We start from the raw sequence: 24965 nt of genomic DNA on the forward strand, positions 1-24965 counted from the left end.
ACGGGGGCGCGAGCCCCCCGGTCGGGCAGACTGGACTCGTGGCACAACAGGACAAGAACACCTTCGCACGCATCCAGGCACTGGTCGCGGAGGAAAAGCAACTGCGGGCCAAGCGCGAGCACGGCGAGATCGACCAGGACGAGGAACATCAGCGCCTCCGCGCTGTGGAGGTCGAGCTGGATCAGTGCTGGGACTTGCTGCGGCAACGCCGGGCGCTGCGCGAGACCGGCGGCGATCCGCGAGAAGCAAGCGTGCGACCGGCCGGCCAGGTGGAGGGCTACCTAGGCTGACGACCTACGACGCCATCGTCGTCGGCGGCGGGCACAACGGGCTGGTGGCGGCGGCCTACCTCGGTCGGGCGGGCAGGCGGGTCCTGCTGCTGGAACGGCTGGACCAGGTGGGCGGGGCGGCGGTCTCTGCGCGAGCGTTCAACGGCGTGGACGCGCGACTGTCGCGGTACTCGTATTTGGTCAGCCTGCTGCCGACGCGGATCGTTGACGATCTCGGTGCGCGGGTGCGGCTGGCGCGGCGGCGCTACTCGTCCTACACACCCGACCCGTCGACCGGCGGCCGTACGGGGCTGCTGATTGGACCGCACGGGGGGCACGACCCGCTTGCGGGGGACACATTTGCGTCAATCGGAGCCGCGACCGACGCCGATCGCTTCGCCGAGTTCTATCGACGCTGCCGGGCGGTGACCGGGCGGTTATGGCCGACGCTGATCGAGCCGCTGCTCACTCGCGGCCAGGCACGCGAGTTGGTGGGCGACGACCCGGCGTGGCGATTCATGATCAACGAGCCGATCGGGCAAGCGATCACGGCCGCGGTGTCCAGCGACCTGGTGCGCGGTCTGATCGGCACCGACGCGCTGATCGGCACGTTCGCCCGCCTCGGCGACGAGTCGCTGCGCCAGAACGCGTGCTTCCTCTATCACCTGATCGGCGGCGGCACCGGTGACTGGGACGTTCCGATCGGCGGCATGGGCGCGGTGACCGGTGCGCTGGCCGGCGTGGCGGCGCAAAACGGTGTTGAACTACTCACGGGTGCGGAGGTTTTCGGCATCGATGCGGACGGCGAGGTTCGCTTTCGATTCGGCGACGGCGAACGTCGCGCACATGGCCGGTTTGTGCTGTCCGGCGTCGCCCCGGCCGTACTGGCCAGATTGCTGGGCGACCCGGAACCGATCACACTTCCCGGCGCGCAGGTAAAGGTGAACATGATGTTGCGCCGACTGCCCAGACTCCGTGATGAAACTGTCACCGCCGAACAGGCTTTCGGCGGCACCTTTCATATCAACGAGACGTGGGGCCAGCTCGAGACCGCCTACGCACAGGCGGCCAGCGGCGTGATTCCGGACCCGCTGCCCTGCGAGATCTACTGCCATTCGCTCACCGATCCGGGCATTTTGTCGCAGCCGCTGCGGGCGTCGGGCGCCCATACGCTGACCGTGTTCGGCCTGCACACCCCGCACGGCCTGGTAGATCCCGACCGTGAGCGACTCACCGATGCGGTGCTGAAGTCACTGAATTCGGTTCTCGCCGAGCCCATTCAGGACGCAGTGATGCATGACGCCGACGGCCGCGACTGCATCGAGACAAAAACGACGCCGGATCTGGAGCGCACCCTGGCGATGACCGCTGGCAACATCTTCCACGGTGGTCTGACTTGGCCGTTCGCCGAGGACGACGAGCCGCTTGATACGCCGGCTCGGCGCTGGGGCGTCGCGACGGCTCATTCCCGAATATTGTTGTGCGGCTCGGGCTCTCGACGCGGCGGTGGTGTGTCGGGCATCGGCGGCCACAACGCCGCGATGGCGGTGCTGGAGAGTTAGCGGCGCTACGTCAGTGTGCGGCCAGCTTGTCCAGCAACGACCGCAGCGTCGCCACCTCGTGGTCGTTCAACGCCGCCATCGACGTGGGCGCCGGATCGTCGGTCGCCTCGATCAGCGCGACGACATCGCGGCCGGACTCGGTCAGCGACACCAGCTTGCACCGGCGATTGTCGGCCCGCGTTTCGCGCTTCACCAGTCCGCGGAATTCGAGGTCGTTGACCGCCACGGTGGCCGCGGGCGCGTCGATGCTCACCGCCTCCGCGACCTCCTTCACCGTCATCGGCCCGCGGGCCAGACGCCGAAGAATGCGGATCCTGCTGAATGGCAAGCCCGTTCGCTCCACGACCAGCCGCCGCCAGGTGTCCCTGTTGTCGACGACGAAAGCGGCCATCTGCCGCCACACCTGATCGACCGATGGATTACGTTGCATTCGCGTACTCGACTAGCGTGTCCGATCCGGCCACCAGTGGGGCGAGTCGCTCGGCCGAGCGCTTTGCCCGCGTCAACGTCGACACGATGGCAAGTACCGTGATGCATACACCCAGCCCGGCGCAGACCAGCCACAGTGGCCGCACGCCCGCGACGAAGTCGCCGCCGTTGGCCGCCAACGCCGAGCCGGCGACCGAACCACACAGCGCCACACCGATACTCACGCCAATCTGACGGCTCGTGGAGGCGACCGCGGACGCGGCGCCCGCCCGGTCCCGCGGCATGCCGCTGACGGCCGCCGTGGTGATCGGCGCATTTACCAAGCCGAACCCGACACCGAACACCGCAAACATGCCCACCAGCGCCCACACCGGAGTACTCGCGGTGATGGTTGCCAGCAAGACCGTCGCCGTGGTCAGCATGACGCCAGCGACGAGCAGCGACGGTCGGCTGCCGAACCGGCCGATCATCCGGCCAGACAGCGGCGAAAAGACCAGTGCGCCAAGCGCAATCGGCAAGTAGATCAGCCCGGTGTGGATGGCCGAGTAATGCCGCTCTCCCTGTAGGTACAACGACATCATGAACAGGAACGCGCCGTAGGTCGCAAACGCGCACACCGCAATCAGCGTCGCCGACGCGAACGGCACGCTGCGGAAGAACCGCAGGTCGATGAACGGATCGCGGCGCCTGGATTCATACCCAAGGAACGAAACAAACGCGACCGCGGCAACCATGAACACCGTGACCGTAGCCGGACTCGTCCATCCCATCCCGCGGCCCTCGATCAGGCCGAACACCACGGCGAACATGAATGTGACCGCAAGCGCCTGGCCGACCGGGTCGAGATCGCGCATCCTCGAGGATCGCGATTCGGGGACGAAGATCGCCGTCAATAGGATCGCCGCCGCGCAGATGGGCAGGTTGATCCAGAACACCGCCCGCCAGTCGATCACGTCGATCAACAGCCCACCCACCATCGGACCCAGCGCCATCGATATGCCCACCACCGCCCCCCACACGCCCACCGCACGGGCCCGTTCCACGCGCCCGGTGAACACCTGGGTGATGATCGACATCGCGACCGGGTTGAGCATCGACCCGCCGATCGCCTGAACGAACCGCGCCCCGATCAGCACGTCGATGCTCGGCGCCAGGCTGCACAACAGCGAGCCCATCGCGAAGATCAACAGGCCGGTCTGGAAGACGCGGCGCCGGCCGAACCTATCGCCTGCGGCGCCGGAAAGCATCAACAGCGACGCGAGCACCAGCGTGTAGATGTCGATCACCCACTGCAGCTGCGAAGGCGATGCGCCCAAATCGACGCGAATCGCCGGAATCGCAACGTTGACGATCGTCGCGTCCATCGAGACGATCAGCAGGCTCAGGCAGCACGACGTCAATATGACGGCCTTGCGCCGGCCGCCGATGGCGCCGGCGGGGGAGGTCATAAAACCATTGTGAAACTACAATGGTTAGCCCCGCAACCAATCTCGCTGTGAGCTGGGACGCAGCAGCTTGCGTGCCATTGTCGACTGTTGTCACCTGGGCAAAGCGTTGGGACAAGCAACGGAGATGTGCTTCACTACCACTGTCCGGCCACTCGATCGGATGTGGGGCGGCATACGAAAGATGGGATGGTTGCGGTGAAGTTTGGTCAAAAGACCCTGCGTACCTGGTCTCGGCGGCTGGCCGTTGCCGCGGTGGCGGCGGCAGCATTGCCGGGATTGATCGGCCTCGTTGGCGGCACGACGACTGCCGGAGCATTCTCCCGGGCGGGACTGCCGGTCGAATACCTGATGGTGCCGTCGCCGTCGATGGGTCGTGACATCAAGGTCCAGTTCCAGAAGGGCACCGGATCGCATGCGGTGTACCTGCTCGACGGCCTGCGCGCGCAGGACGACTACAACGGCTGGGACATCAATACCCCGGCGTTCGAATGGTTCTACCAGACGCCCTTGTCGGTTGTGATGCCGGTCGGCGGCCAGTCGAGCTTCTACTCCGACTGGTACCAACCTGCGTGCGGCAACAACGGCTGCCTCACCTACAAGTGGGAGACGTTCCTGACGCGCGAGTTACCGCCGTGGCTCGCCTCCAACCGCGGCGTCAACTCCAACCACAACGGCTCCGTCGGCATATCGATGTCCGGCAACTCAGCGCTACTCCTGGGCGCGTACTACCCGTCCATGTACGTCTACGCCGGGTCGTTGTCCGCGTTCCCGAACCCCTCGGAGGGCCAGTGGCCGTCCCTGATCGGCCTCTCGATGCATGACGCGGGCGGATACGACGCCGGCGCGATGTGGGGACCGGCGGGCGATCCCGCCTGGCAGCGCAACGACCCGCTGCTGCAGATACCGAAGCTGGTCGCCAACAACACCAGGATCTGGCTGTACTGCGGCAACGGCACCCCGAACGAGCTCGGCGGCGGCGACCTCCCGGCGACGTTCTTGGAGGGCCTGACTCGTCGCACCAACGAAACGTTCCGGGACACCTACATCGCCGATGGTGGGAAAAACGCTGTCTTCCAGTTCCCGGATGCAGGGACACACACCTGGGCCTACTGGGGTCAGCAGCTGCAGCAGATGAAGCCCGACCTCATTCGGGTGATCGGCTGACCGCTCGGATCGCTCGGCACGGCGAGCGCGGCTACCGACCGTCCACGGGCAGGTAGTCGCGTTCGCCGTAGCCGGTGTAGATCTGGCGCGGGCGGCCGATCTTGCTCTTGCCCTCGTCGTGCATCTCGCGCCAGTGCGCGATCCACCCGGGCAGCCGGCCAAGCGCGAACAGCACCGTGAACATCCGCGTCGGGAATCCCATCGCCCGGTAGATCACGCCGGTGTAGAAGTCGACGTTCGGGTACAGCTTGCGCTCGATGAAGAAATCATCGGTCAGCGCGAGTTCTTCCAGCGCCTTGCCGATGTCGAGCAGATCGTCGTCTCCGCCGAGCTTGCCGAGGATCTTGTCGGCCTGTTCCTTGACGATGCGCGCCCGCGGATCGTAGTTCTTGTACACCCGGTGGCCGAAGCCCATCAGCTTCACGCCGTCCTCACGGTCCTTGACCTTGCGGACGAACTCTTGAACGTCGCCGCCCTCCTGGCGAATCCGCTCGAGCATCTCCAGCACTGCCTGGTTGGCACCGCCGTGCAGCGGCCCCCACAGCGCATTGATCCCGCCGGAGATCGACGTGAACAGGTTGGCCTGCGACGAGCCGACCAGCCGCACCGTCGACGTCGAGCAGTTCTGCTCGTGATCGGCGTGCAGGATCAGCAGCATCTCCAGTGCCCGCACCACCTCGGGGTCCACCTCGTAGGGCTCGGCCGGGAACCCGAACGTCATCCTCAGGAAGTTCTCCACCAGCGTCAGGGAGTTGTCCGGGTAGAGGAAGGGCTGGCCGACCGACTTCTTGTAGGCGTAGGCCGCGATGGTTGGCAGTTTGGCCAACAGCCGAATCGTGGACAGCTCCACCTGGTTGTTGTCCATCGGGTCCAGGGAGTCCTGGTAGTACGCCGATAGTGCATTGACGGCGCTGGACAGCACCGGCATCGGGTGGGCATTGCGTGGGAAGCCGTCGAAGAACCGCTTCAGGTCCTCGTGCAGCAGAGTGTGCCGCTGAATCTTCTGCGTGAACTTTTCCAGCTGCTCCTTGGTCGGCAGTTCGCCATAGATGAGCAGGTAGCTCACCTCGAGGAACGTCGACTTCTCGGCGAGCTGCTCGATCGGGTACCCGCGATACCGCAGGATCCCGGCGTCGCCGTCGATGTAGCAGATCGCGCTTTTAGTCGACGCCGTGTTGACGAACCCGGCGTCGAAGGTCGTATAGCCGGTCTTGGCCAGCAGCGAGCCAAGCTGGATGCCGTCGGCACCCTCGGTGGCGTGCACGATGTCGAGATCTATCTCACCCCCGGGGTATCGAAGGGTGGCGAACTCTTCAGCATTGGACGAGTCATCGGCCACGGGAGTCCCCTTATCGATGCGAGGGTGAAGGTTGCTCTACAAAAGGTAGTCGCATTCTGGCGCGCGCGCCCGTGCGGGGTGGGACGCCGGTTCAGACCGGCACGCGCAGACCGGCGATGACGTCTATGAACTGGGCAAACGTCTCCTCGACCCGAGCGATGATTCCGTCGACGCCGATGCTGGCCCAATCAGTTGCCGGACCCAGGTCGCTGTGGGCGGTCATGATGATCGTCGACCAAACCGCCGCCACGAGTTTCAGACGGCGATCATCGACCCCCACTCCCATCCGCTCGGCCAGCGCCAGATTGGTCGAGTGCATGCGAAAGTCCTGGACCGACTGCCGCAACGTCGGCGAGGCCATCACGATGCGCGCCATCGCCAATACGCGCTCCGCGGTCAGTGCGCCGGCAGCCGGCGACACGGTCTTCCGCAATGCCGCCACGTATGCCGCCGTGAGTGCCTCGAGTGCACTGAGCTCCGTTGGCTGGCGCGCTAATTCGACGGCGATGGCGTTGATCATCTGGTCGATCATCGCCAGGATGACGGCATCCTTGGTCGCGAAATACCGGCTGAATGTTCGCGGCGACACATCGGCGACGGCGGCGATCTGGTCGACGGTGGTGTGTTCAAAACCCTGGCGGTCGCACAGCTCGATGGCCGCGTCGATCAGCGTCGCCCGGGTGCGCTGCTTCTTGCGCTCGCGCAACCCCAGCGCCGTCGTCTCCGCCGCAACGTCGACCACGCCGGGATCGTAGCGCGCAGCCAAGTCGAAGTGACCGTTCCTGCAAATTGCGGTCGGTCAACTTTTGCCGATCTCCGCCGCTTTGTACCGACTGCGGCGGCGGCAGCCCCGCAACGGTGTCGGCAAGCAGGCTCACGCGATCACGGCTGCAGCCGTTCCACCCGACCACCGATGATGCGGATCCTGTTGTGCAGGCGGTTTTCTCGGCCCTGCCAGAATTCGACGAGTTCGGGCGCGACGAGGTAACCGCCCCAGTTCGGCGGCACCGGCACCCGATCGGTCGTTGCGAATCGCTCGGTCACCTGCGCCAGTTGCTCAAGCAGTTCCGCCCTTGACCCGATCGGCCGGGATTGATGCGACGCCCACGCCCCGAGCTGCGAGCCGCGTGGCCGCTTGGACCAGTAGTCGGCGGTGGCCTCGGGAGTGACCCTGGTCACCGGCCCGCGAAGGTGCGCCTGCCGGCCGAGGTCGTACCACGGAAAAGTGACCGACGCATACGGTGTCGCGGCTAGCTCGGCGCCCTTGTCCGAGTCGTAGTTTGTGAAGAATGTGACCCCGGTCTCGTCGACGCTCTTACAGAGCACCGAACGGCTTACCGGCCTTCCCAGCCGGTCGACCGTCGCCAACACCATCGCGTTCGGCTCGGCCACGGCCGCGCGTTCGGCGTCGCTGATCCACTTGCGCAACAACGCAACCCAGCCAACATCGAGCCAGTCGACGTCGAGGTCGCTGCAGCCGTCCTTCTCGGGCCCGTATTCCACTCGCATCGCCGCCAGGTGCTCGCTGTCCGGTCCTGCCACCGCGACAACGCTACGCCACCACCGGTTACCAATCGGTAGTGACCGGGTGCGAGAATCGGCGCATGACTGCGGTACCGGAGAACTTCGTCAGTGGTCTGGAAGGCGTCGTGGCCTTCACGACCGAGATCGCGGAGCCAGACAAGGACGGCGGCGCCCTGCGGTATCGCGGCGTCGACATCGAGGACTTGGTCGACCGGCGGGTGACGTTCGGTGATGTCTGGGCGTTGTTGGTGGACGGCAAGTTCGGCCATGGGTTGCCACCGGCCGAGCCGTTCCCACTGCCGATCCACACCGGCGATGTGCGTGTCGACGTCCAGGCCGGCCTGGCGATGCTGGCCCCGATCTGGGGGTACGCGCCGCTGCTGGACATCGGCGACGCCATCGCCCGCGAGCAACTCGCCCGCGCGTCGGTGATGGCGCTGTCGTATGTCGCACAGTCGGCCCGCGGCATCTATCAGCCCGCGGTGCCGCAACGGACGATCGACGATTGTGCAACAGTCACAGAGAGATTCATGACGCGGTGGCAGGGCGAGGCCGACCCGAAGCACGTCGAGGCCATCGACGCATACTGGGTCACCGCCGCCGAACACGGCATGAACGCGTCGACGTTCACGGCACGAGTGATCGCCTCGACAGGCGCCGACGTGGCGGCGTCGCTGTCGGGCGCAGTCGGCGCGATGAGCGGCCCGCTGCACGGCGGCGCGCCGGCGCGGGTGATTCCGATGATCGAAGAGGTCGAGCGCACCGGTGACGCCAAGGTTGTGGTGAGCGGCGTCCTGGACCGCCACGAGAAGTTGATGGGTTTCGGGCACCGCGTGTACCGCGCCGAGGATCCGCGGGCACGCGTGCTGCGGGCGACGGCGAGGCGACTCGACGCGCCGCGCTACGAGGTGGCCGCCGCGCTGGAGCAGGCGGCGTTGAGCGCGTTGCGGGAGCGGCGGCCGGACCGCGCGATCGAGACGAACGTGGAGTTCTGGGCGGCGGTCATCCTCGATTTTGCGAATGTGCCGCCGAAGATGATGCCGGCGATGTTCACGTGCGGCCGCACAGCGGGTTGGTGCGCGCACATTCTCGAGCAGAAGAAGCTCGGCAAGCTGGTTCGCCCGTCGGCCGTCTATGTCGGTCCTGGACCGCGTGCGCCGGAGTCCGTCGCGGGCTGGAGCGAGATCTCCCGCGTCGCCGTCTAGCGCTTTCCTAACCAGACCCATCTCGGGGCGGCTCGCGGCCCGTGTGCCAAACACCGTTCTTGTCGGTGATCCGTGGTTACATCGGCGCGGTGCCGATGAGTTGCGCCCACGCACGTAGTCGGTACGGGTAGCCCCAGTCAGGGGTAGACGTCAACAAGTGAGGAGATCGCCATGGCCATAGAAGTTCAACCCGCTGTGTCCCCGATGCTGACGGTCGGCGACGGCGCCGCGGCCATCGACTTCTACGTTAAAGCGTTCGACGCCGAGGAACTCGGACGGGTGCCTGGACCCGACGGCAAGAAGCTCTATCACGCGGCGCTGCGAATCAACGGGTCGCTGGTGATGCTCAACGACGACTTCCCGGAAATGAGTGACGGCAAGTCGATGACGCCCACCGCGCTCGGCGGTTCCCCGGTCACCATCCATCTGACCGTCACCGACGTCGACATCAAGTTCCAAAAGGCGGTCGACGCGGGCGCGACCGTCGTTCAACCCCTGGAGGACGCCTTCTGGGGTGACCGGTACGGCATACTTCGGGATCCGTTCGGTCATCTGTGGTCGATGGGCCAGCCGGTGCGCGAAGTTAGTGAGGACGAGATCAGCGCCTTCATAACGGGCAACGCCTAACGGCGCAGCCCCGCCAGCCTGCGTCGCGGCTGCCGTGGCGGTTCGACGGCCAGCATCTCGGCGACAGTGGTGAATTTGTCGCGGGGACGGCCGTCGGCCCGGCCGCGTTCGATCTCCGCGCGGTCGATCGCATGCCAGCGGTCGCCGTCAACGACATCCGGCTGACGGCTGCGGATCAGGCGGTCCAGCGCGGTGAGGCTGGCAACGGGGTCAGCGAGTAGCCCGCCGTTGTAGTCGTCGACCAAGGCGCGAACGGTCTCCTGCGAGCACGACTTGTTTGTCCCGATGAAGCCCGTCGGACCACGCTTGATCCACCCGGCGACGTAGCTGCCCGGCACGGGCCCATCGGTCAGCGGGTTGACGACGCGGCCTTGCTGGTTGGGCACCACCGCGGCGGACTCGTCGAAAGGCAGCCCGGCAACGGGCCGGCCCCGGTAGCCGATCGAGCTCAACACCACGCCGGCGTCGAGCACCCGAACATCGTCGGTCCCGGTGACCGTGAACTCGACGGCGCCTACGCGGCCGTCGCCGATCGCGCGTCGCGGCGTCAACAGGTAGGCGAACCGGATTCGCGGCCGGTCGGGCGGGTCGTCGCGGTTGACTCTGTCCAACGATGCCAGCACCTCGAGCTTGTGGCGTGTCAGCGGATCGGTGGCACGAGCCAGTTCGGCGCGCACCAGCTCGTGGTCGGTCTCGTCGAGCACAACCCGCGACGAAGATGTCAGGCCGAGCAGCTCGGGCAGCGTGAACGCCGACTCCGCCGGTCCACGCCGGGCGGCGATCACGACCTCGCGCAGCATGCCGGCCCGCAACGCCATCAACGCCGCACGCGAAATATCCGTGCAGGCAAGCCGTGCGGGGTCGGCTGTGAGGATGCGTGCGACGTCCAAGGCGACGTTGCCGTTGCCGATGATCACCGCGCGTGGATGCCGCAGCTCGACCGGCAGTGCGGCGAACCCGGGATGGGCGTTGATCCATGCCACCACTTCGGTCGCGGTCGCGGTGCCGGGCATGCCGAAGCCGGGGATGTCGAGGCGGCGGTCGGACGGCGCGCCGACCGCATACACCACCGCGTGATGGTGCCGCAGCAGCTCGTCGTGTGAAACATGTTTTCCGACAGTGACGTTCAGGTAAAAGCGGAATCTGTCGTTGCGGGCCATTCGATCGAACAGCCGAGTAACCCGCTTCGTGGTCTGGTGGTCGGGTGCCACGCCGGCGCGCACCAGCCCATACGGCGCCGGCAGTTTCTCGAAGACGTTGACGCAGACCCCTCGCTGCGTCAGCAGTTCGTCGGCCGCATACATCGCGGCGGGTCCCGAGCCGACGACGGCCACCCGCAGTGGCCCGCCCGGCCGGGCTTGGACCGCCGGGGCGTCAACGACCGGCGCCAGCTTCGATGTCGGGGGCAGTTTCTCGTCGGCGGGACGCTCGGGATAGAACGACGCGTTGACCCCGGCGAACGGCAACTGCTCAACCGACAGCTTGATATCGGGCGTGATCGCGCCGACCGGACACGCCGAAACGCAGGCACCGCAGTCCACGCACGCTACGGGGTCGATGTGCAGCATCTCCGCCGTGCCGAAACCCGGCTCGTCGGGCGTGGGATGGATGCAGTTGACCGGGCATGCGTAAACGCAGGACCCGTCGCTGCAACACGACTGAGTGATGACGTGCGGCATAAAATCCTATGCGGCCCTGACTACGTTCCGGCGCTGTGGCTCGCTGCGATAGCGGCTCGGCCGGCCCTCGATCTTGCAGATCCGCCACATGAGCCTGGCGACCCGATTCATCAGACCGATGTCGTAGCAGAGCATCCGGACATCGGCGAACATGTCGCGCAGCATCTGACGTGAATCCGGCGCGCGGAAGAACAGCTCCTTCTTGACCGCCCGCGGGATGTCGAACTCCTTCCAGAAGCTGCGCGGTGGGACCACGATCGCCTGGCACAGCATCCGCATGATGAGCGGGACGTGCAGCGACAGCCAGAACCGCTGGCGCGGGCGCATGTGTGGGACGCGCTTGCGCAGATACTCATGAGCGAACGAGATGTGACGGGCTTCCTCGGCCACGTGAATCGCCATCACCCGCTCCATGATCGGGTGCAGCGACTTGCCCTCACGCAACACGTTCTTCTGGGTGTGGTCGATGGGCTCCTCGCCGGCAAGCACGCCGAAGAAGAACACGATCGGTAGCGGGCCCGCCGCGAGCGGGATCAGCGGCGACACCCAGCGCAGTAGCCGCGGCATGCCAGGAACGTCGGCGCCGATGCGGTTGACCATCTCCTGAAACATCATGGTGTGGTTGCATTCTTCGACCGATTCGTGCAGGCAATACCGGTATTCGGGCGAGCCGTTGGGCACCCAGAATGTGTAGTTCATCAGGCCGCGGATCAGGATGCTCTCGAAGTGCAGACCGACCTTTGCGACGTTGGCCTGGCGCCACTTGCCGATCGCGATCTGGCGTGCCTGCGGCTGGGCCTTGTACCAGGGATGGCGGCCCAGGGGGTCGCTCGACGGAAGGATCCAGCGCGGATCATTTTCCGTGACAGCGAACTCGGGAGAGTTCCAGTCGATATCGGTGTACGGGTTGAAGTTCCGCCGCACCGAGCCCTCCGAGAGCGTCGTCAGCATGTCGACGTACTCGGTGTCGTCGGCGACGTCCATGTTGCGCTTCCACCGCTTGACCAAGCGTGTGCGAGCCATTGCCTGCCTCCCGTGCGCTTTACATTTGGGGCTTTTTGTACACGGTACCGGAGGTATTGGGAATAATCCAGCCTCAGCTGGCGTGGACCTCATTTGCAGGAAAGGATGAGATCGATGGTCGATTTGAAGACCGCCGCCGAGATCGAGGCGATGGCCTGCGCCGGAGCCGTGGTCGCCGAGACATTGCAGGCGGTCGCCGATCACGCACGGGCGGGCATACCCACTGCCGAGCTGGACCGTGTGGCCGCCGACGTGCTGACCCGCCACGGTGCCCACTCGCCGTTCCTCAATTACCATCCGCCGTGGGCGCCGCGGCCCTACCCCGCGGTGCTCTGCGTCAGCGTCAATGACGCTGTCGTGCACGGAATCCCCAATGGGCAGGTGCTCGCCGACGGCGACCTCGTGTCGGTGGACTTCGGCGCGGTGCTCGACGGGTGGTGCGGCGACGCGGCGCGCAGCTTCGTGGTGGGCATCCCCCGCGACGCCGACATCAAGCTGATCGAGGCGACCGAACGGGCGCTGGCCGCAGGAATCGCAGCCGCCCGGCCCGGCAATACGGTGGGTGACATCGGCCACGCGATCTCCAGCTCGGCGCGCGCCGCGGGCTATGGATTGCTCGCTAACCACGGCGGCCACGGGATCGGCCGGGCGATGCACGAGGACCCGCATGTGCCCAACGAAGGCCGTGCCGGCGCGGGCATGCGACTGCGCCCCGGGCTCGTCATCGCGATCGAGCCGATGCTGATTGCCGACGGCACCGACAACTACGCGCACGATCCGGACGGCTGGACATTGCGCACCGCTAGTCGTGCGCGGGCCGCGCATGCCGAGCACACCGTCGCTATCACCACCGATGGGGCACGGATACTCACCGGCTGAGCAGCCCTTCAGGTCGGCTCCGTAATCTTTATGGCATGGCCGATACGCTCACCATCCCCGACACGATCAAACCGAAGGACGGACGTTTCGGGTCCGGGCCGTCGAAGGTGCGACCAGAACAGTTGCAGGTGTTGTCCACCACCGCGGCCAACTTGTTCGGAACGTCGCACCGTCAGGCACCCGTCAAGAATTTGGTGGGCCGGGTGCGCGACGGGCTGGCGGAGCTGTTTTCGCTGCCGGACGGCTACGAGGTGATCCTCGGCAACGGCGGCACGACCGCTTTCTGGGACGCCGCCACGTTCGGGCTGATCGACAAGCGCTCGCTGCACCTGGCCTACGGCGAGTTCAGTTCCAAGTTTGCCTCCGCGGTAGCGAAGAACCCGTTCGTCGGCGACCCAATCATCGACAAGGCCGAGCCGGGCGGTGCACCGGTGCCGCGCTCGGATCCGTCGGCCGACGTGATCGCGTGGGCGCATAACGAGACCTCGACCGGTGTGGCAGTGCCGGTGCGCCGCCCCGCCGATTCGGAGCATGCGCTAATCCTCATCGACGCCACGTCGGGGGCCGGCGGGCTGCCGGTCGACATCGCCGACGCCGATGCGTACTACTTTGCGCCGCAGAAGAATTTCGCCAGTGACGGTGGGTTGTGGTTGGCCGTGCTGAGCCCGGCGGCGCTGGCGCGCATCGAGGCCATCGCGGCGGCCGGCCGGTGGGTGCCGGACTTCCTGTCGCTGCCGATCGCCGTCGACAACAGCCGCAAGAACCAGACCTACAACACCCCGGCGATCGGCACGCTGGTGCTGATGGCCGAGCAGATCGATTGGTTGCTGGGAAATGGCGGGCTGGATTGGGCCGTCAAACGCACCGCCGATTCGTCGCAGCGGCTGTACTCCTGGGCGCAGGCGTCGCCGTATGCCACGCCGTTCGTCGCGGACCCCGAGCTGCGCTCCCAGGTGGTCGGCACCATCGATTTCGCCGACGAGGTCGACGCCAACGCCGTCGCCAAGACTCTGCGCGCCAACGGTATCGTCGACACCGAGCCGTACCGCAAACTCGGCCGGAACCAGCTGAGGATCGCGATGTTCCCAGCTGTCGACCCCGAAGACGTCACCGCGCTCACCCAGTGCGTCGACTGGGTGGTGGAACGCCTCCAGTAGTGCCGATGAGCGCTCGCGCGAAGAGCATCAAATACAGCGTGTCATCCGCAATTTTCGCCGGTCGCTGCACTAGAGTGCCGACCAATCGGGCCAGGCTCTTGAGGCTCGGAGGAGGTCGGCATGCGGGAGTTGAAGGTCGTTGGTTTCGATGTCGACGGTAAACGCATCATCTGCCAAATCACGGACGCCGCGGAAACCTTCGCGTTGCGCGCGGACGAGCGGCTGCGCGCCGCTCTGCGCGGCGAGCAGGACCGGCCGGGCCAACCCCAAATCGATGTCGAGGTCGCAACTGTGCTGACACCCAAGGAGATTCAAGCAAAGATTCGGGCCGGCGCGTCCGTCGAGCAAGTTGCCGCCGCGGCCGGAGTCGAGATCAGCCGGGTCGAACGATTTGCTCATCCGGTATTGCTCGAACGCGCGAGGGCCGCCGAGCTGGCGACTGCTGCCCACCCGGTGCTCGCCGATGGGCCGGCGATGCTGACGCTGCTGGAAACGGTGACGGCCGCGCTGGTGGCTCGCGGGCTCGACCACGACACCACGACGTGGGATGCCTGGAAGAACGATGACGGCCGCTGGACCGTGCAACTGCGGTGGAAGGCCGGCTGCTCGGACAACCGCGCACATTTCCGGTTCGCTCCCGGCGCCCACGGCGGAACCGTCACCGCGATCGACGACGCTGCACGCGACCTGATCGACCCGAACTTCGACCGGCCACTGCGGCCCGTTGCGGCGGTGGCCCGGCTCGACTTCGAGGAGCCGGTGGCGCCGCAGCGACCCGATCCGCCGACGATGCCGACCCAGCCGACGCGTGCCCGGCGCGGCAATCGCAAGCCGCCGGTCCCGGGGTGGGAGGACGTGCTGCTGGGCGTGCGGTCCAGCGGCCAGCGCTAAACCTTGCCCGAAACCGTCAGCCCGAGTGCGACAGCGCAATCGCCCCTAGCGCCAGCCAGGCCCCCAGTACGCCGACGCCCGCACCCAGCACGAACCAGCGCAGCACCGGCACGGTGCGCCACCCCCACAGAGTCGGCGCGAGGCCACCGACCGCCACCGCGTTGAGGCCGACGGCGAGCAGCGGATGCACCCGCGCCACCCCGAGGCTCAGCACCACCACGGCCGCAGCGGTGACGGCCGCGACGAACGCCGACACGATCAGACCGGTGCCCCACGGAGTCTCGGTGGGTCGCTGCGGGCCCGTCACCGCGCGAGCCTAACCCGTTCGTAGAACGCCAGCGCGGCAGCGGTCGCGACGTTGAGCGAGTCGGTTCCCCGCGACATCGGTATGCGTACCCGCATATCGCTGGCCCGCATCGCCGCGCGCGTCAGCCCCGGCCCTTCGGCGCCCACCAGCACGGCCAGCCGATCGTCGCCAACCTCGGTCATCGCGTCCTGCAGCGTTATCGCGTCGGCCTCCGGAGTCAAAGCCAAGATCCGAAACCCCCGCTGCTGCAACGTTTTCAGGTCCGCGGGCCAGGCGGCGGCGCGCGCGTAGGGCACCAGCAGCGCGTGGCCCATCGACACCCGCACCGCTCGCCGGTACAGCGGGTCGGCGCAACCGGCGCCGAACACCACCGCGTCCACACCAAGGCCGGCGGCATTACGGAAGATCGAACCGAGGTTTTCATGGTCGTTGACGCCTTCCAACACCGCCACGGCACGGGCGTCGTGAATCACCTGCTCCACCGTCGGCTCCGGCGGACGGCGCGCGGCCGCAAGCACACCGCGATTCAGGTGAAACCCGACCACCCGCGCCATCACCTCGGCGTCCACCCGGTAGTAGGGGATGTCTTCCGGGAAAACGGGGTTCGCCAAGTCGTCGCGCAGCTCGGCGAGCCGCCTGTCGGTGCCCAGCAGCGCGAAGGCCTTGAACCGCGAGGCCAGCATCCGCTGCACCACCAACACGCCCTCCGCGATCACCAGCGCCTTGCCGCTCGGCAGGTCGGGTCGGCGGTCGACGCTGTTGAGGTCGCGAAAGTCGTCCAGCCGCGCGTCGCCGGGGTCGGTCACGTCGACGACGGTGGCGCTCACGCGCCTTCGTCGACGATCGCTCGCATCAATTCGGCCGCCTCCAACAACGTCGCGCGCTGGTTGTCGTCCAGACTTGCCAGCCGGCGTCGCAGCCACTCCTGGCTGGCGCGCTGTTCGGCCTCGATCAGATCGTTGCCCGCATCGGACACCGAGACCAGCACCTGGCGGCCGTCGGCCGGGTGGGCGCTGCGAGCGACGAAGCCAAGTTCGGCCAGCGAAGCGATCACCCGAGTCATCGACGGCGGCCGGACCCGCTCCCGCTCGGCCAGTGCGCCGGGCGTCATCGCGCCCTCTTTCGAGAGAGTGGACAATGCCGATAGTTGAGATAGTGAAACCGGAGACTGGGATCGTCGAAAGCGCAATTGGCGCGCCAGTCTTACCACTGCAAGCGCCAAGTCGTTGGCCAGTCGGGCATCCGGGTCCCACACGTAAGCAAACATACGACATCCCGCCCAATTAGACTCGGTAACAACCGGACCCGCCCGCCGAGTGGACGGATCGGTTAGGTTAGTCGCGATGAGCACCGAGCCAACCGGTGACGCCACCGGATCGGAGACCCAGGTCAGGCCGCCCGAACTGCCGGCGAGGCTGCGCGATCCGCGGCCGGTCATCGCCGTTATCACGCTGGGCTGGCTCATCGCCGCTGTGGCGGCGTTCACCGTGTCGAGCCTGCAGTCCTGGCGTCCGGTCACGTTGGCGGGGCTGGGTCTCGCCGTGTTGGGCACCGGCATATTTCTGTGGCAGCGTCATGAGGCCCGCGCCGGCGCCCGCGGTGCCCAATCTGGTCTGGACTGAATTTAGCCGAGCAAATTGCCTAGCAAGCATCATTAACAGCACCGCTATTGCACGCAGAGATCAGCATCAAACGCTGGCCCAGAAGGTCTGAACGGGTTGATCGGCGATTCCAAGCGAATGCGGAATGGAGTCGCGATGCCAAATGTACGCATTGGGCCCCTGTGCGCCCTCGGCGCACCTAGGACGGCGCGTCGTCCGAGTCGGTGACATCGAGCACGCCGTCGTCGTACGGGTCATATAGCGGAGAGCCGCTGCCCTGCGGCGCCGGGGTCTCCGAATGCGCGCCGCAGCCGTATTCGGAGTCGACCACGTGGCCGTCGGCGGACGCCTCATTGGTGCAGACTCCGAACATCACCCCGAGCGCGCCGGAAAGTGGCACGTAGAACGCACAGTCGCGACACACCCGCCGCGTCGAGCGCGCCATCGGCGAATGCGGGCCGAAATCGCTGTCGTGCCACCGCTGTGCGGCTTGGGACCGGCCCCAGGAGCTGAGCACCTGCCGCCGGCCGAGGCCCACCTCGAGGGCGACCTCGTCGACGTGGGGATCGCCGGTGGCGACGTAGCCGGGTACCAGCCGCGGGTCGTCGCGGCGGGGGGCAAGCAGGTCGCCGGGGCTCAGGTCGCCGGGCTTGATCCGGTCTTCCCACGGCACCCATTCCGGGGCCAGCAAGGCCGTTGGCCCCGGCACCAGAACCACCTCACTGATGGTGGCGTGATCGGCCCCGGGATGCGCGGCCACAACGACGGCCCACTGCCACCCCTGGTATCCGGGAAGGTTCGCCAGGAAGCGATGCGTCGCGCAATTGGGGTCCTCGCGAGTCACGCCGAGGTACTCGCCGACGGTTTCCCCGCCAATCTCCACGATCGCCGCACGGGCTTGGTCGACAGCACCCGCCAGCACCGCCTCGAGACCGTCCGGGCGCTCGGGCGCATATGTGGCGGGACCTTCCATCGCATCCCATAGTGCCCCACGCGCGCACTGGGTAGCCACACCGGTTGCCTGCGCGCCGGGGCAGCCCCGATAGGGAAGAATCGAACTCATGACCGGCTCGCGGCGAGCACCCGGTGACGACGGACGGAAGCGCCGCTATTACCCGCCGCGGCCGGCGCGCGGGCAGACCGACGAACATCCGGGAATGGCAAACTATCCCAGCGATGGGGCGGGCTACCGGCGGCCGCGCCGGCCCGCGGCGCCGCCGAGTGCCAACCGCTATCTGCCGCCGCTGGACGATCCCGCATCCGACTATCGCTCGGTGCCGCCCCGCGGCGCTGTCGGCAGCGGTCCGCAGAAGATCACGGTGACCCGCGCCGCCGCGATGCGCAGCCGCGAGATGGGCTCGAAGATGTATGGCCTGTTCCAGCGCGCGGCCACTGCCGACGGCGCAGACAAGTCGGGCCTCACCGCTCTGACGTACCCGGTGATGGCGAACTTCGCTGTCGACGCGGCGATGGCGGTGGCGTTGGCCAACACATTGTTCTTCGCCGCGGCATCGGCGGAGAGCAAGAGCAAGGTGGCGCTGTATCTGTTGATCACGATTGCGCCGTTCGCGGCGATCGCCCCGCTCATCGGCCCGGCGCTGGACCGGCTGCAGCATGGCCGCCGGGTCGCGCTGGCGACGTCCTTTGCGCTGCGCACCGGTCTGGCGGTGGTGCTGATCGCGAACTACGACGGTGCTACCGGCGGCTACCCGGGGTGGGTGCTCTACCCGTGCGCGCTGCTGATGATGGTGCTGTCCAAGTCGTTTTCGGTGCTGCGCAGCGCGGTGACGCCGAGGGTGATGCCGCCGACGATCGACCTCGTCCGGGTCAATTCGCGGCTGACGGTGTTCGGTCTGATCGGCGGCACGATTGTCGGCGGCGGCATCGCCGCCGCTATCGAGTACGTGCTCACCAAGATGTTTCACCTGCCCGGTGCGCTTTTTGTGGTCGTGGGTCTGACGCTTGTTGGAGCCTGGTCGTCAATGCAGATCCCGCGCTGGGTGGAAGTCACCGCCGGCGAGGTGCCGACCACACTGAGTTATCACGGGCGCGGCGGCGAGTTGCGCCGCAAGCCGGCCAGGGCGGATTCGGTGAAGTTGGTAAAGCCACGGCAGCCGTTGGGCCGCAACATCATTACGTCGCTGTGGGGCAACGCCTCGATCAAGATGATGGTCGGATTCTTGTTCCTGTATCCCGCGTTTGTCGCCAAGGCGCACCAGGCCGACGTGTGGATGCAGCTGGGGCTGCTCGGGTTGATCGGCGCGGCCGCCGCCATCGGCAACTTCGCCGGCAACGGCGCCGCCGCGCGGTTGGAGCTGGGCCATCCGTCGGTGTTGGTGGTGCGGTGCACGGTCGCGGTCACCGTCGCGGCCCTGGTCGCAGCCATCACCGGCAACATGTTTGTCGTCGCCTTTGCGACCCTGGTGACGTCGGCATCGAGTGCAATCGCCAAGGCGTCGCTGGACGCGTCGCTGCAAGACGATCTGCCTGAGGCGTCGCGGGCGTCGGCGTTCGGACGCTCCGAATCGTTGCTGCAGTTGGCCTGGGTGGCCGGCGGAGCGCTGGGTGTGCTGGTGTACACCGAACTCCACGTAGGCTTTACGGCGATCTCGTCGTTTCTGATTCTCGGGTTGGCCCAAACCGTTGTCAGCTATCGCGGCGACTCGCTGATACCGGGCTTCGGCGGCAACCGGCCGGTGCTCGCCGAACAGGAGGGCGGTCGGTCTGAAAACACCGACGCGATCGTGACGCCGGAGTGAGCCAACGCATGATCGCCGCCGCGCTGGGGGCGGTGGTGGCTGCCGTCGGTACCGTTCTGGCGGTGTGGCTGGTGGTCCGCAACCACCCGCCGCAGCGTCCGGAGATCAGCGCGTACTCGCACGGCCATCTCACCCGGGTCGGCCCGTACTTCTACTGCAATGTGTTGAACCTCAAGGATTGTCAGGTGCCGCAGACCGAGGGCGAATTGCCGGTCAACGCGCGTGATCCGGTGCAGCTATCGGTGCCGACCGCGATCGGCCGCGCGCCGTGGCGGCTGCTGTGGGTCTATGAGGACCCGCGCAACACCGCGGAGAAGATGTTCCGCCCGGATACCCGACTTGCGGTCACGATCCCGACCGTCGATCCACAGCGGGGCCGATTGACCGGCGTCGTGGTGCAGTTGCTGACCCTCGCGCCGGACGGAACCGGCCAATGGCAAGCGGTACCGCATGCCGAGTGGTCGGTGCGGACGGTTTGGTCGTAGGTTTCATGCCGGTCCAGCGCCGTGGCCAGGCGGCACGCGTTCGCCTTCGACCGGTGACTCCGGTGGCGTGCCCTCGCCGAATGGCTTGCCGCCCAAGGTTTCCCGGCCGTGCGGTGTGAGCCAGTTGGTCAGGTCAGGGCCCTGCGGGACGATACCCGTCGGGTTGATGTCCTGATGCACGATGTAATAGTGCTGCTTGATCTGCACGAAGTCGATAGTGTCGCCGAATCCCGCGGTCTGGAACAGGTCTCGCGCATACGCCCACAGCACCGGCATCTCGGACAGCTTCTGACGGTTGCATTTGAAGTGGCCGTGATAAACCGGATCGAAGCGGGCCAACGTGGTGAACAGTCGAACGTCGGCCTCGGTGATCGTGTCTCCCACCAAATATCGCTGACCTTCGAGCCGCTCGCTGACCCAGTCCAGCGCCGAGAACAGCCGGTCGTAGCCGGCGTCGTAGGCCTGCTGTGACCCGGCGAACCCGCAGCGGTAGACGCCGTTGTTGATCTCGGTGTAGATCCGCCGGGCGACCTCGTCGATCTCGTCGCGCAGGGGCTCGGGGTACAGCCGCGGCGCGCCCGGACGATGGTACTTCTCCCATTCCGTCGAGAAGTCGAGGGTGATCTGGGCGAAGTCATTGGTGACCACATCACCGCTTCCCACGTCGACGATCGCGGGCACCGTGATGCCCTTCTGGTAGTTCGGGAAACGCTTGAGGTAGGCGTCCTTGAGTCGAGGGATCTTCAGCACCGGGTCGACGCCGCCGGGGTCGAGGTCGAACGTCCAGCTGTCTTCGTCATGCGTGGGCCCGCAAAAGCCGATGGACAGTACGGGTTCCAGGCCGAGCAGCCGTCGCACGATTATCGTGCGATTGGCCCAGGGGCAGGCCCTCGCGACAATCAACCGGTAGCGATCGGGTTCGACGGGATAGCCGTCGCGGCCGTCGGCCGTGATGCGGGTGGTGATGTAGTTGGTGTCCCGCCGGAACTCGCCCCCGCCGGATACATAGGTAGCCATGCCTCCACAATGCCCGTCCGGCGTCGAGTCTTCTCCTAGATCCGCTCTCGATTATTGGGACCATTGAGTCGACGTTCGGCGCGCAGGCGCATCGGCGCACAGGCGCATACCAGTCGCTACGCGTCGAGCTCCCGCGCGACGGCCCTGACCACCTCGGATACCCGCCGCGCGGTCTTGCGGTCGGGGTAGCGGCCCTTGCGCAGCTCCGGCTGCACGGTGCTCTCCAGCAGCGTGATCATGTCCTCAACCATGCCGTGCAGCTCGTCTGGGGTGTGCTTGTGTTCGACGTGACCGCTGTCGCGGCGGGCCCGCAGCGGCGACGGCGGCGGATCGATCAGCTTGAGGCTCAACGCCTGAGGCCCGCGCCGGCCGGTCGCGACGCCGAACTCGACCCGCTGCCCGGATTTGAGGCCCTCCACCCCCGCCGGCAACGCCGACGAGCGAACGTAGACGTCCTCTCCGTCCTCCTGGGACAGGAAGCCGAAGCCCTTTTCGGCGTCGTACCACTTCACCCGGCCGGTCGGCACTGGATCTCACCTCGCTAACACCAGAACGCGCCCCGCAACGCAGGACGCGATGCGTGTGATCCTACTCGGCCACCATCGGCGCGAGCACCCCCGTTTACTCGGTAGGCTGGGACGACCGCGGGAGGAAGAATGCGCCTGATCCTGAACATCATTTGGCTGATCTTCGGCGGCCTCTGGCTGGCCCTGGGCTACCTGCTCGCGGGCCTGATTTGCTTCATCCTGATCATCACGATTCCGTTCGGTTTCGCCGCATGGCGCATCGCGTTGTATGCGTTGTGGCCGTTTGGATACACGATCGTCCAGAAGCCGACCGCGGGCGCCGGTGCGCTGATTGGCAACATCATCTGGCTGGTGTTGTTCGGAATCTGGCTGGCGATCGGTCACCTGGTGACGGCGGTGGCGATGGCGATCACGATCATCGGAATACCCCTGGCGTTGGCCAACCTCAAGCTGATCCCCGTCTCCCTCGTGCCGCTCGGCAAGGAGATCGTGCCCGTCGACCAAGCGCGGGTGGCGGCATGACCGTGACCGCACTGGGCCTGCCGTCGGTGCTGCCCGACCCCGAGGACGCACCGGCCGGTGGCCCCCTGGTGGACAGCTACGGCAGAGTGGCGACGGACCTGCGGGTGTCGTTGACCGACCGGTGCAACTTGCGCTGCACCTATTGCATGCCGGCCGAGGGTCTGGATTGGCTGCCCGGCGAGCAGCTGCTGTCGCCCGACGAATTCGTGCACCTGATTCGGCTCGCGGTGACTCGACTTGGCGTCACCAGTGTGCGGTTCACCGGCGGAGAACCGTTGGTGTCCAAGCATCTTGAGGAGATCGTCGCGGCGACGGCACGGCTGCGACCGCGGCCCGAGATCGCGCTCACCACCAACGGCATCGGACTGGCCCGCCGCGCCGGCGCGTTGAAGCGGGCGGGGCTCGACCGCGTCAACGTGTCGCTGGACAGCGTCGACGCCGCACACTTCGCGGCGATCACTCGCCGCGACCGGCTACCCGACGTCCTCGCTGGATTGCAAGCGGCGCACGCCGCCGGGCTGAAACCGGTCAAGGTCAACGCCGTGCTCGACCCGGCCACCGGGCTCGGCGACGCGGTCTCGCTGCTGCGGTTTTGCCTCGTGCACGGATATCAGCTGCGCATCATCGAGCAGATGCCCTTGGATGCCGGCCATGAATGGCAACGCGCCAAGGCGATCACCGCCGACGACGTGCTTGCGACGTTGCGACGCCATTTCACGCTCCGGCCGCACCCGGCGCCGCGCGGTTCGGCCCCCGCCGAGCTGTGGCAGGTCGACGGCGGCCCTGCCAGCGTCGGTGTGATCGCGTCGGTGTCGCACGCGTTCTGTTCGACCTGTGACCGTACCCGGTTGACCGCCGACGGCCAGGTGCGCAGCTGCCTGTTCGCGACCCGGGAGACCGACCTGCGGTCCCTGCTGCGTGGCGGCGCCGACGACGAGGCGATCGAGGCGGCCTGGCGCGCGGCGATGTGGAGCAAGCCCGCCGGCCACGGCATCAATGATCCGAATTTCGTGCAACCGGCCCGGCCGATGAGCGCCATCGGCGGCTGAGATGACGCAGTCCCCCGCACACGGGAGATGCCCTCCGCTTAACGGCGTGCGGGTAACGGTGCGCTATTTCGCGGCGGCCCGCGCCGCGGCCGGAGTGGAGGCCGAGACGCTCACCGTCGAGGCGCACACCACCGTCGCCGATCTCGTCCAAACGCTCGGCCGTCGGGACCAAAAACTCGCGACCGTGTTGAGCCGATGCTCGTATTTGTGTGACGAAGTGGCCGTCCGCGACCCCGCAATGCCGCTGCGGACCGCGCACACCATCGATGTGCTCCCACCCTTTGCGGGCGGATGATCGTGATTTGCGTCACATCACGGAATGGTCACAGGATGGCCACGGGCCGATTTAGCACGCTCGCTACCAGCGACAAACCGGCCGTTTCTTAGAGATTCCCTATTTGCTCGGGGCCGAAACGCCGATTTCGGCAAAAGGTGACTGAATTCCCGCCAAGCGTTAGCGTCTTCGTCCAAGCCAGCCCCCAATAGCGGTTGGCCCGCCCCGTCTTTCGCGCCGAACTCCATCCGTTGGGCGGGGAATAACGACGACCACCATGGATGGAGGCGGGGGACCCACCGGTCCACCGACACGGACCAGGAGCCGCATCGGCTCCTTGGGGTGAAGCCGGCGCCGATTCCTGACGGAACTGGCAACCGGCCGGGCGACCTCTCCAGCCCGAACCCGACAGCTGACCTCGCGGGCGCCAAGAGAGGAACGACACGCGCCTATGAGTGGACGGCATCGTAAGCCCACTACATCCTCGGTAAGTGTCGCCAAGATCGCGTTCACCGGCGCGGTTATCGGTGGCGGCGGCCTGGCCCTGGCCGGCCAAGCCAACGCGGCCACCGATGGCGAATGGGACCAGGTAGCCCGCTGCGAATCCGGCGGCAACTGGGCAATCAACACAGGTAACGGCTACCAGGGCGGCCTGCAGTTCACGCCCGGCACCTGGAGCGGCAACGGCGGCGGCCAATACGCCCCGTCGGCTCACATGGCCACCAAGGAACAGCAGATCGCGGTCGCCGAGCGCGTGCTCGCTCATCAGGGCCGCGGCGCGTGGCCCGTCTGCGGCGGTCCGCTGTCGGGTTCGACCCCACGAAACGTGCCGACGGGATTGACCGCAGCACCCAAGCCCGAAGCGCCCAAGCCCGACGCACCTGTCCTCGACGACGGCGCACCCGCCCCGCTGGGTGCCCCGTTGCCGCCGCCAGACGCTCCGCCGCCGCCAGACGCTCCGCCGCCGCCAGACGCTCCACCGCCGCCAGACGCTCCGCCGCCGGCGGACGCGCCGCCTCCAGCCGAGCCGGTCGTGGTGATGGATGCGGCCGCGCCCGAACCGCCCCCGCCGGCCGACTCCGCCGTCATCGTCGATACCGCGCTGGAGGTGCCCGCACCCGCGGCACCCGCGGCGCCGCCCGCTCCGGAGGCGCCGCCCGCACCTCAGCAGCAGCCCGTCGACGCGGCCCTCCCGGGAGCCGACCCGGCCAACTGGGACACCGCCCCG

28 protein-coding genes and 1 riboswitch are annotated in these 24965 nt (G+C 67.0%); of the genes, 15 read left to right on the plus strand and 13 right to left on the minus strand.

The annotated features are described in order from the left end of the window. Positions 1-38: 38 nt before the first annotated feature. The gene (locus VE759_RS00935; RefSeq protein WP_324927363.1) at positions 39-290 is read left to right on the plus strand and encodes a DUF2630 family protein; all 252 of its coding nucleotides are present in this window, start codon (positions 39-41) and stop codon (positions 288-290) included. Beyond that, on the plus strand, positions 287-1831 hold the full coding sequence (locus VE759_RS00940; RefSeq protein ID WP_324927409.1) for an NAD(P)/FAD-dependent oxidoreductase: 1545 nt from the start codon (positions 287-289) through the stop codon (positions 1829-1831). The genes VE759_RS00935 and VE759_RS00940 overlap by 4 nt, the downstream gene beginning before the upstream one ends. Positions 1832-1841: 10 nt before the next feature. Here VE759_RS00940 and VE759_RS00945 read toward each other — a convergent pair whose 3' ends face one another. Both VE759_RS00945 and VE759_RS00950 read right to left on the minus strand, forming a co-directional pair. Further along, positions 1842-2261 carry a MarR family winged helix-turn-helix transcriptional regulator gene (locus tag VE759_RS00945; RefSeq protein WP_324927365.1) on the minus strand — a complete coding sequence of 140 codons (420 nt, stop codon included), beginning with the start codon at positions 2259-2261 and terminating at the stop codon, positions 1842-1844. After that, positions 2251-3708 (minus strand): MFS transporter, encoded by a 1458-nt coding sequence (locus VE759_RS00950; RefSeq protein ID WP_324927367.1) that lies wholly within the window; start codon positions 3706-3708, stop codon positions 2251-2253. Before VE759_RS00950 ends, VE759_RS00945 begins: the two co-directional genes overlap by 11 nt. Before the next feature lie 195 nt (positions 3709-3903). Between VE759_RS00950 and VE759_RS00955 the strand changes: the two genes are divergently transcribed. Next, positions 3904-4872, plus strand: a complete 969-nt coding sequence (locus VE759_RS00955) for an alpha/beta hydrolase family protein (protein WP_324927369.1) — start codon at positions 3904-3906, stop codon at positions 4870-4872. Positions 4873-4903: 31 nt separating this feature from the next. Here the strand turns inward: VE759_RS00955 and VE759_RS00960 are convergent, their stop codons facing one another. The 3 genes from VE759_RS00960 to pdxH form a co-directional block, all read right to left on the minus strand. Next, the gene (locus VE759_RS00960) at positions 4904-6211 is read right to left on the minus strand and encodes a citrate synthase (RefSeq protein ID WP_324927371.1); all 1308 of its coding nucleotides are present in this window, start codon (positions 6209-6211) and stop codon (positions 4904-4906) included. Positions 6212-6302: 91 nt separating this feature from the next. Continuing rightward, positions 6303-6953, minus strand: a complete 651-nt coding sequence (locus VE759_RS00965) for a TetR family transcriptional regulator (protein WP_324927372.1) — start codon at positions 6951-6953, stop codon at positions 6303-6305. Between the two features lie 140 nt (positions 6954-7093). After that, entirely contained in the window at positions 7094-7753 is a 660-nt protein-coding gene (gene pdxH, locus VE759_RS00970; RefSeq protein ID WP_324927374.1) for a pyridoxamine 5'-phosphate oxidase, read from the minus strand. Between the two features lie 62 nt (positions 7754-7815). Between pdxH and VE759_RS00975 the strand changes: the two genes are divergently transcribed. After that, on the plus strand, positions 7816-8940 hold the full coding sequence (locus VE759_RS00975) for a citrate synthase 2 (RefSeq protein WP_324927376.1): 1125 nt from the start codon (positions 7816-7818) through the stop codon (positions 8938-8940). 171 nt (positions 8941-9111) lie between these two features. Continuing rightward, on the plus strand, positions 9112-9567 hold the full coding sequence (locus VE759_RS00980; protein WP_324927378.1) for a VOC family protein: 456 nt from the start codon (positions 9112-9114) through the stop codon (positions 9565-9567). Here VE759_RS00980 and VE759_RS00985 read toward each other — a convergent pair. Together VE759_RS00985 and VE759_RS00990 are read right to left on the minus strand one after the other, a co-directional pair. After that, the gene (locus VE759_RS00985; RefSeq protein WP_324927379.1) at positions 9564-11246 is read right to left on the minus strand and encodes an FAD-dependent oxidoreductase; all 1683 of its coding nucleotides are present in this window, start codon (positions 11244-11246) and stop codon (positions 9564-9566) included. The genes VE759_RS00980 and VE759_RS00985 overlap by 4 nt on opposite strands. 6 nt (positions 11247-11252) lie before the next feature. Next, positions 11253-12269, minus strand: a complete 1017-nt coding sequence (locus VE759_RS00990; protein ID WP_324927381.1) for a diiron oxygenase — start codon at positions 12267-12269, stop codon at positions 11253-11255. 114 nt (positions 12270-12383) lie between these two features. Here VE759_RS00990 and map point away from each other — a divergent pair, with 114 nt between their 5' ends. From map to sepH, 3 genes are all read left to right on the plus strand, one after another. Further along, positions 12384-13148: a type I methionyl aminopeptidase gene (gene map / locus VE759_RS00995; RefSeq protein WP_324927383.1), complete on the plus strand. Its 765-nt coding sequence runs from the start codon at positions 12384-12386 to the stop codon at positions 13146-13148. Positions 13149-13183: 35 nt separating this feature from the next. Then, entirely contained in the window at positions 13184-14305 is a 1122-nt protein-coding gene (gene serC / locus VE759_RS01000; RefSeq protein ID WP_324927385.1) for a phosphoserine transaminase, read from the plus strand. A gap of 120 nt (positions 14306-14425) precedes the next feature. Continuing rightward, on the plus strand, positions 14426-15196 hold the full coding sequence (sepH, locus tag VE759_RS01005) for a septation protein SepH (RefSeq protein ID WP_324927387.1): 771 nt from the start codon (positions 14426-14428) through the stop codon (positions 15194-15196). Positions 15197-15212: 16 nt separating this feature from the next. On the opposite strand, the gene VE759_RS01010 is transcribed toward sepH, so the two are convergent. The 3 genes from VE759_RS01010 to VE759_RS01020 are packed head-to-tail and all read right to left on the minus strand — an operon-like array spanning position 15213 to position 16770. Next, complete coding sequence (locus VE759_RS01010; RefSeq protein WP_324927389.1) at positions 15213-15503, minus strand: DUF2537 domain-containing protein; 291 nt, start codon at positions 15501-15503, stop codon at positions 15213-15215. Further along, a complete protein-coding gene (locus VE759_RS01015) occupies positions 15500-16360 on the minus strand; it encodes a TrmH family RNA methyltransferase (protein ID WP_414687807.1) in 861 nt (286 codons plus the stop codon). The genes VE759_RS01010 and VE759_RS01015 overlap by 4 nt, the downstream gene beginning before the upstream one ends. Continuing rightward, positions 16327-16770, minus strand: a complete 444-nt coding sequence (locus VE759_RS01020; protein WP_414687805.1) for a MarR family winged helix-turn-helix transcriptional regulator — start codon at positions 16768-16770, stop codon at positions 16327-16329. The genes VE759_RS01015 and VE759_RS01020 overlap by 34 nt, the downstream gene beginning before the upstream one ends. 76 nt (positions 16771-16846) lie before the next feature. On the opposite strand from VE759_RS01020, the gene VE759_RS01025 reads away from it, so the two are divergent. After that, the gene (locus VE759_RS01025; RefSeq protein ID WP_324927392.1) at positions 16847-17125 is read left to right on the plus strand and encodes a DUF2530 domain-containing protein; all 279 of its coding nucleotides are present in this window, start codon (positions 16847-16849) and stop codon (positions 17123-17125) included. 178 nt (positions 17126-17303) lie between these two features. Here the strand turns inward: VE759_RS01025 and VE759_RS01030 are convergent, their stop codons facing one another. After that, positions 17304-18077, minus strand: coding sequence for a DUF3027 domain-containing protein (locus tag VE759_RS01030; protein ID WP_324927394.1), 774 nt, complete (start codon positions 18075-18077; stop codon positions 17304-17306). An 88-nt stretch (positions 18078-18165) separates the two neighbouring features. Here VE759_RS01030 and VE759_RS01035 point away from each other — a divergent pair, with 88 nt between their 5' ends. Next, on the plus strand, positions 18166-19863 hold the full coding sequence (locus tag VE759_RS01035) for an MFS transporter (RefSeq protein WP_414687806.1): 1698 nt from the start codon (positions 18166-18168) through the stop codon (positions 19861-19863). Between the two features lie 8 nt (positions 19864-19871). Then, positions 19872-20348, plus strand: a complete 477-nt coding sequence (locus VE759_RS01040) for a DUF2771 domain-containing protein (protein WP_324927415.1) — start codon at positions 19872-19874, stop codon at positions 20346-20348. Positions 20349-20351: 3 nt separating this feature from the next. On the opposite strand, the gene VE759_RS01045 is transcribed toward VE759_RS01040, so the two are convergent. Together VE759_RS01045 and VE759_RS01050 are read right to left on the minus strand one after the other, a co-directional pair. Further along, complete coding sequence (locus tag VE759_RS01045) at positions 20352-21365, minus strand: glutathione S-transferase family protein (protein ID WP_324927396.1); 1014 nt, start codon at positions 21363-21365, stop codon at positions 20352-20354. 116 nt (positions 21366-21481) lie between these two features. Continuing rightward, positions 21482-21892 (minus strand): cold-shock protein, encoded by a 411-nt coding sequence (locus VE759_RS01050; RefSeq protein ID WP_324927398.1) that lies wholly within the window; start codon positions 21890-21892, stop codon positions 21482-21484. Positions 21893-22021: 129 nt separating this feature from the next. Here VE759_RS01050 and VE759_RS01055 point away from each other — a divergent pair, with 129 nt between their 5' ends. From VE759_RS01055 to VE759_RS01070, 4 genes are all read left to right on the plus strand, one after another. Continuing rightward, the gene (locus VE759_RS01055; RefSeq protein ID WP_324927400.1) at positions 22022-22414 is read left to right on the plus strand and encodes a YccF domain-containing protein; all 393 of its coding nucleotides are present in this window, start codon (positions 22022-22024) and stop codon (positions 22412-22414) included. Next, positions 22411-23463: a GTP 3',8-cyclase MoaA gene (gene moaA / locus VE759_RS01060; RefSeq protein ID WP_324927401.1), complete on the plus strand. Its 1053-nt coding sequence runs from the start codon at positions 22411-22413 to the stop codon at positions 23461-23463. The genes VE759_RS01055 and moaA overlap by 4 nt, the downstream gene beginning before the upstream one ends. 1 nt (position 23464) lies before the next feature. Beyond that, the gene (locus VE759_RS01065; RefSeq protein WP_324927403.1) at positions 23465-23758 is read left to right on the plus strand and encodes a MoaD/ThiS family protein; all 294 of its coding nucleotides are present in this window, start codon (positions 23465-23467) and stop codon (positions 23756-23758) included. A 209-nt stretch (positions 23759-23967) separates the two neighbouring features. Further along, positions 23968-24178, plus strand: a riboswitch (cyclic di-AMP (ydaO/yuaA leader). Between the two features lie 10 nt (positions 24179-24188). Continuing rightward, positions 24189-24965, plus strand: a 777-nt coding sequence (locus VE759_RS01070) for a transglycosylase family protein (RefSeq protein WP_324927405.1), incomplete at its 3' end; no start/stop codon positions are given.

The sequence above is a fragment of the Mycobacterium sp. genome (genome assembly GCF_035640695.1).
GTDB lineage: Bacteria > Actinomycetota > Actinomycetes > Mycobacteriales > Mycobacteriaceae > Mycobacterium.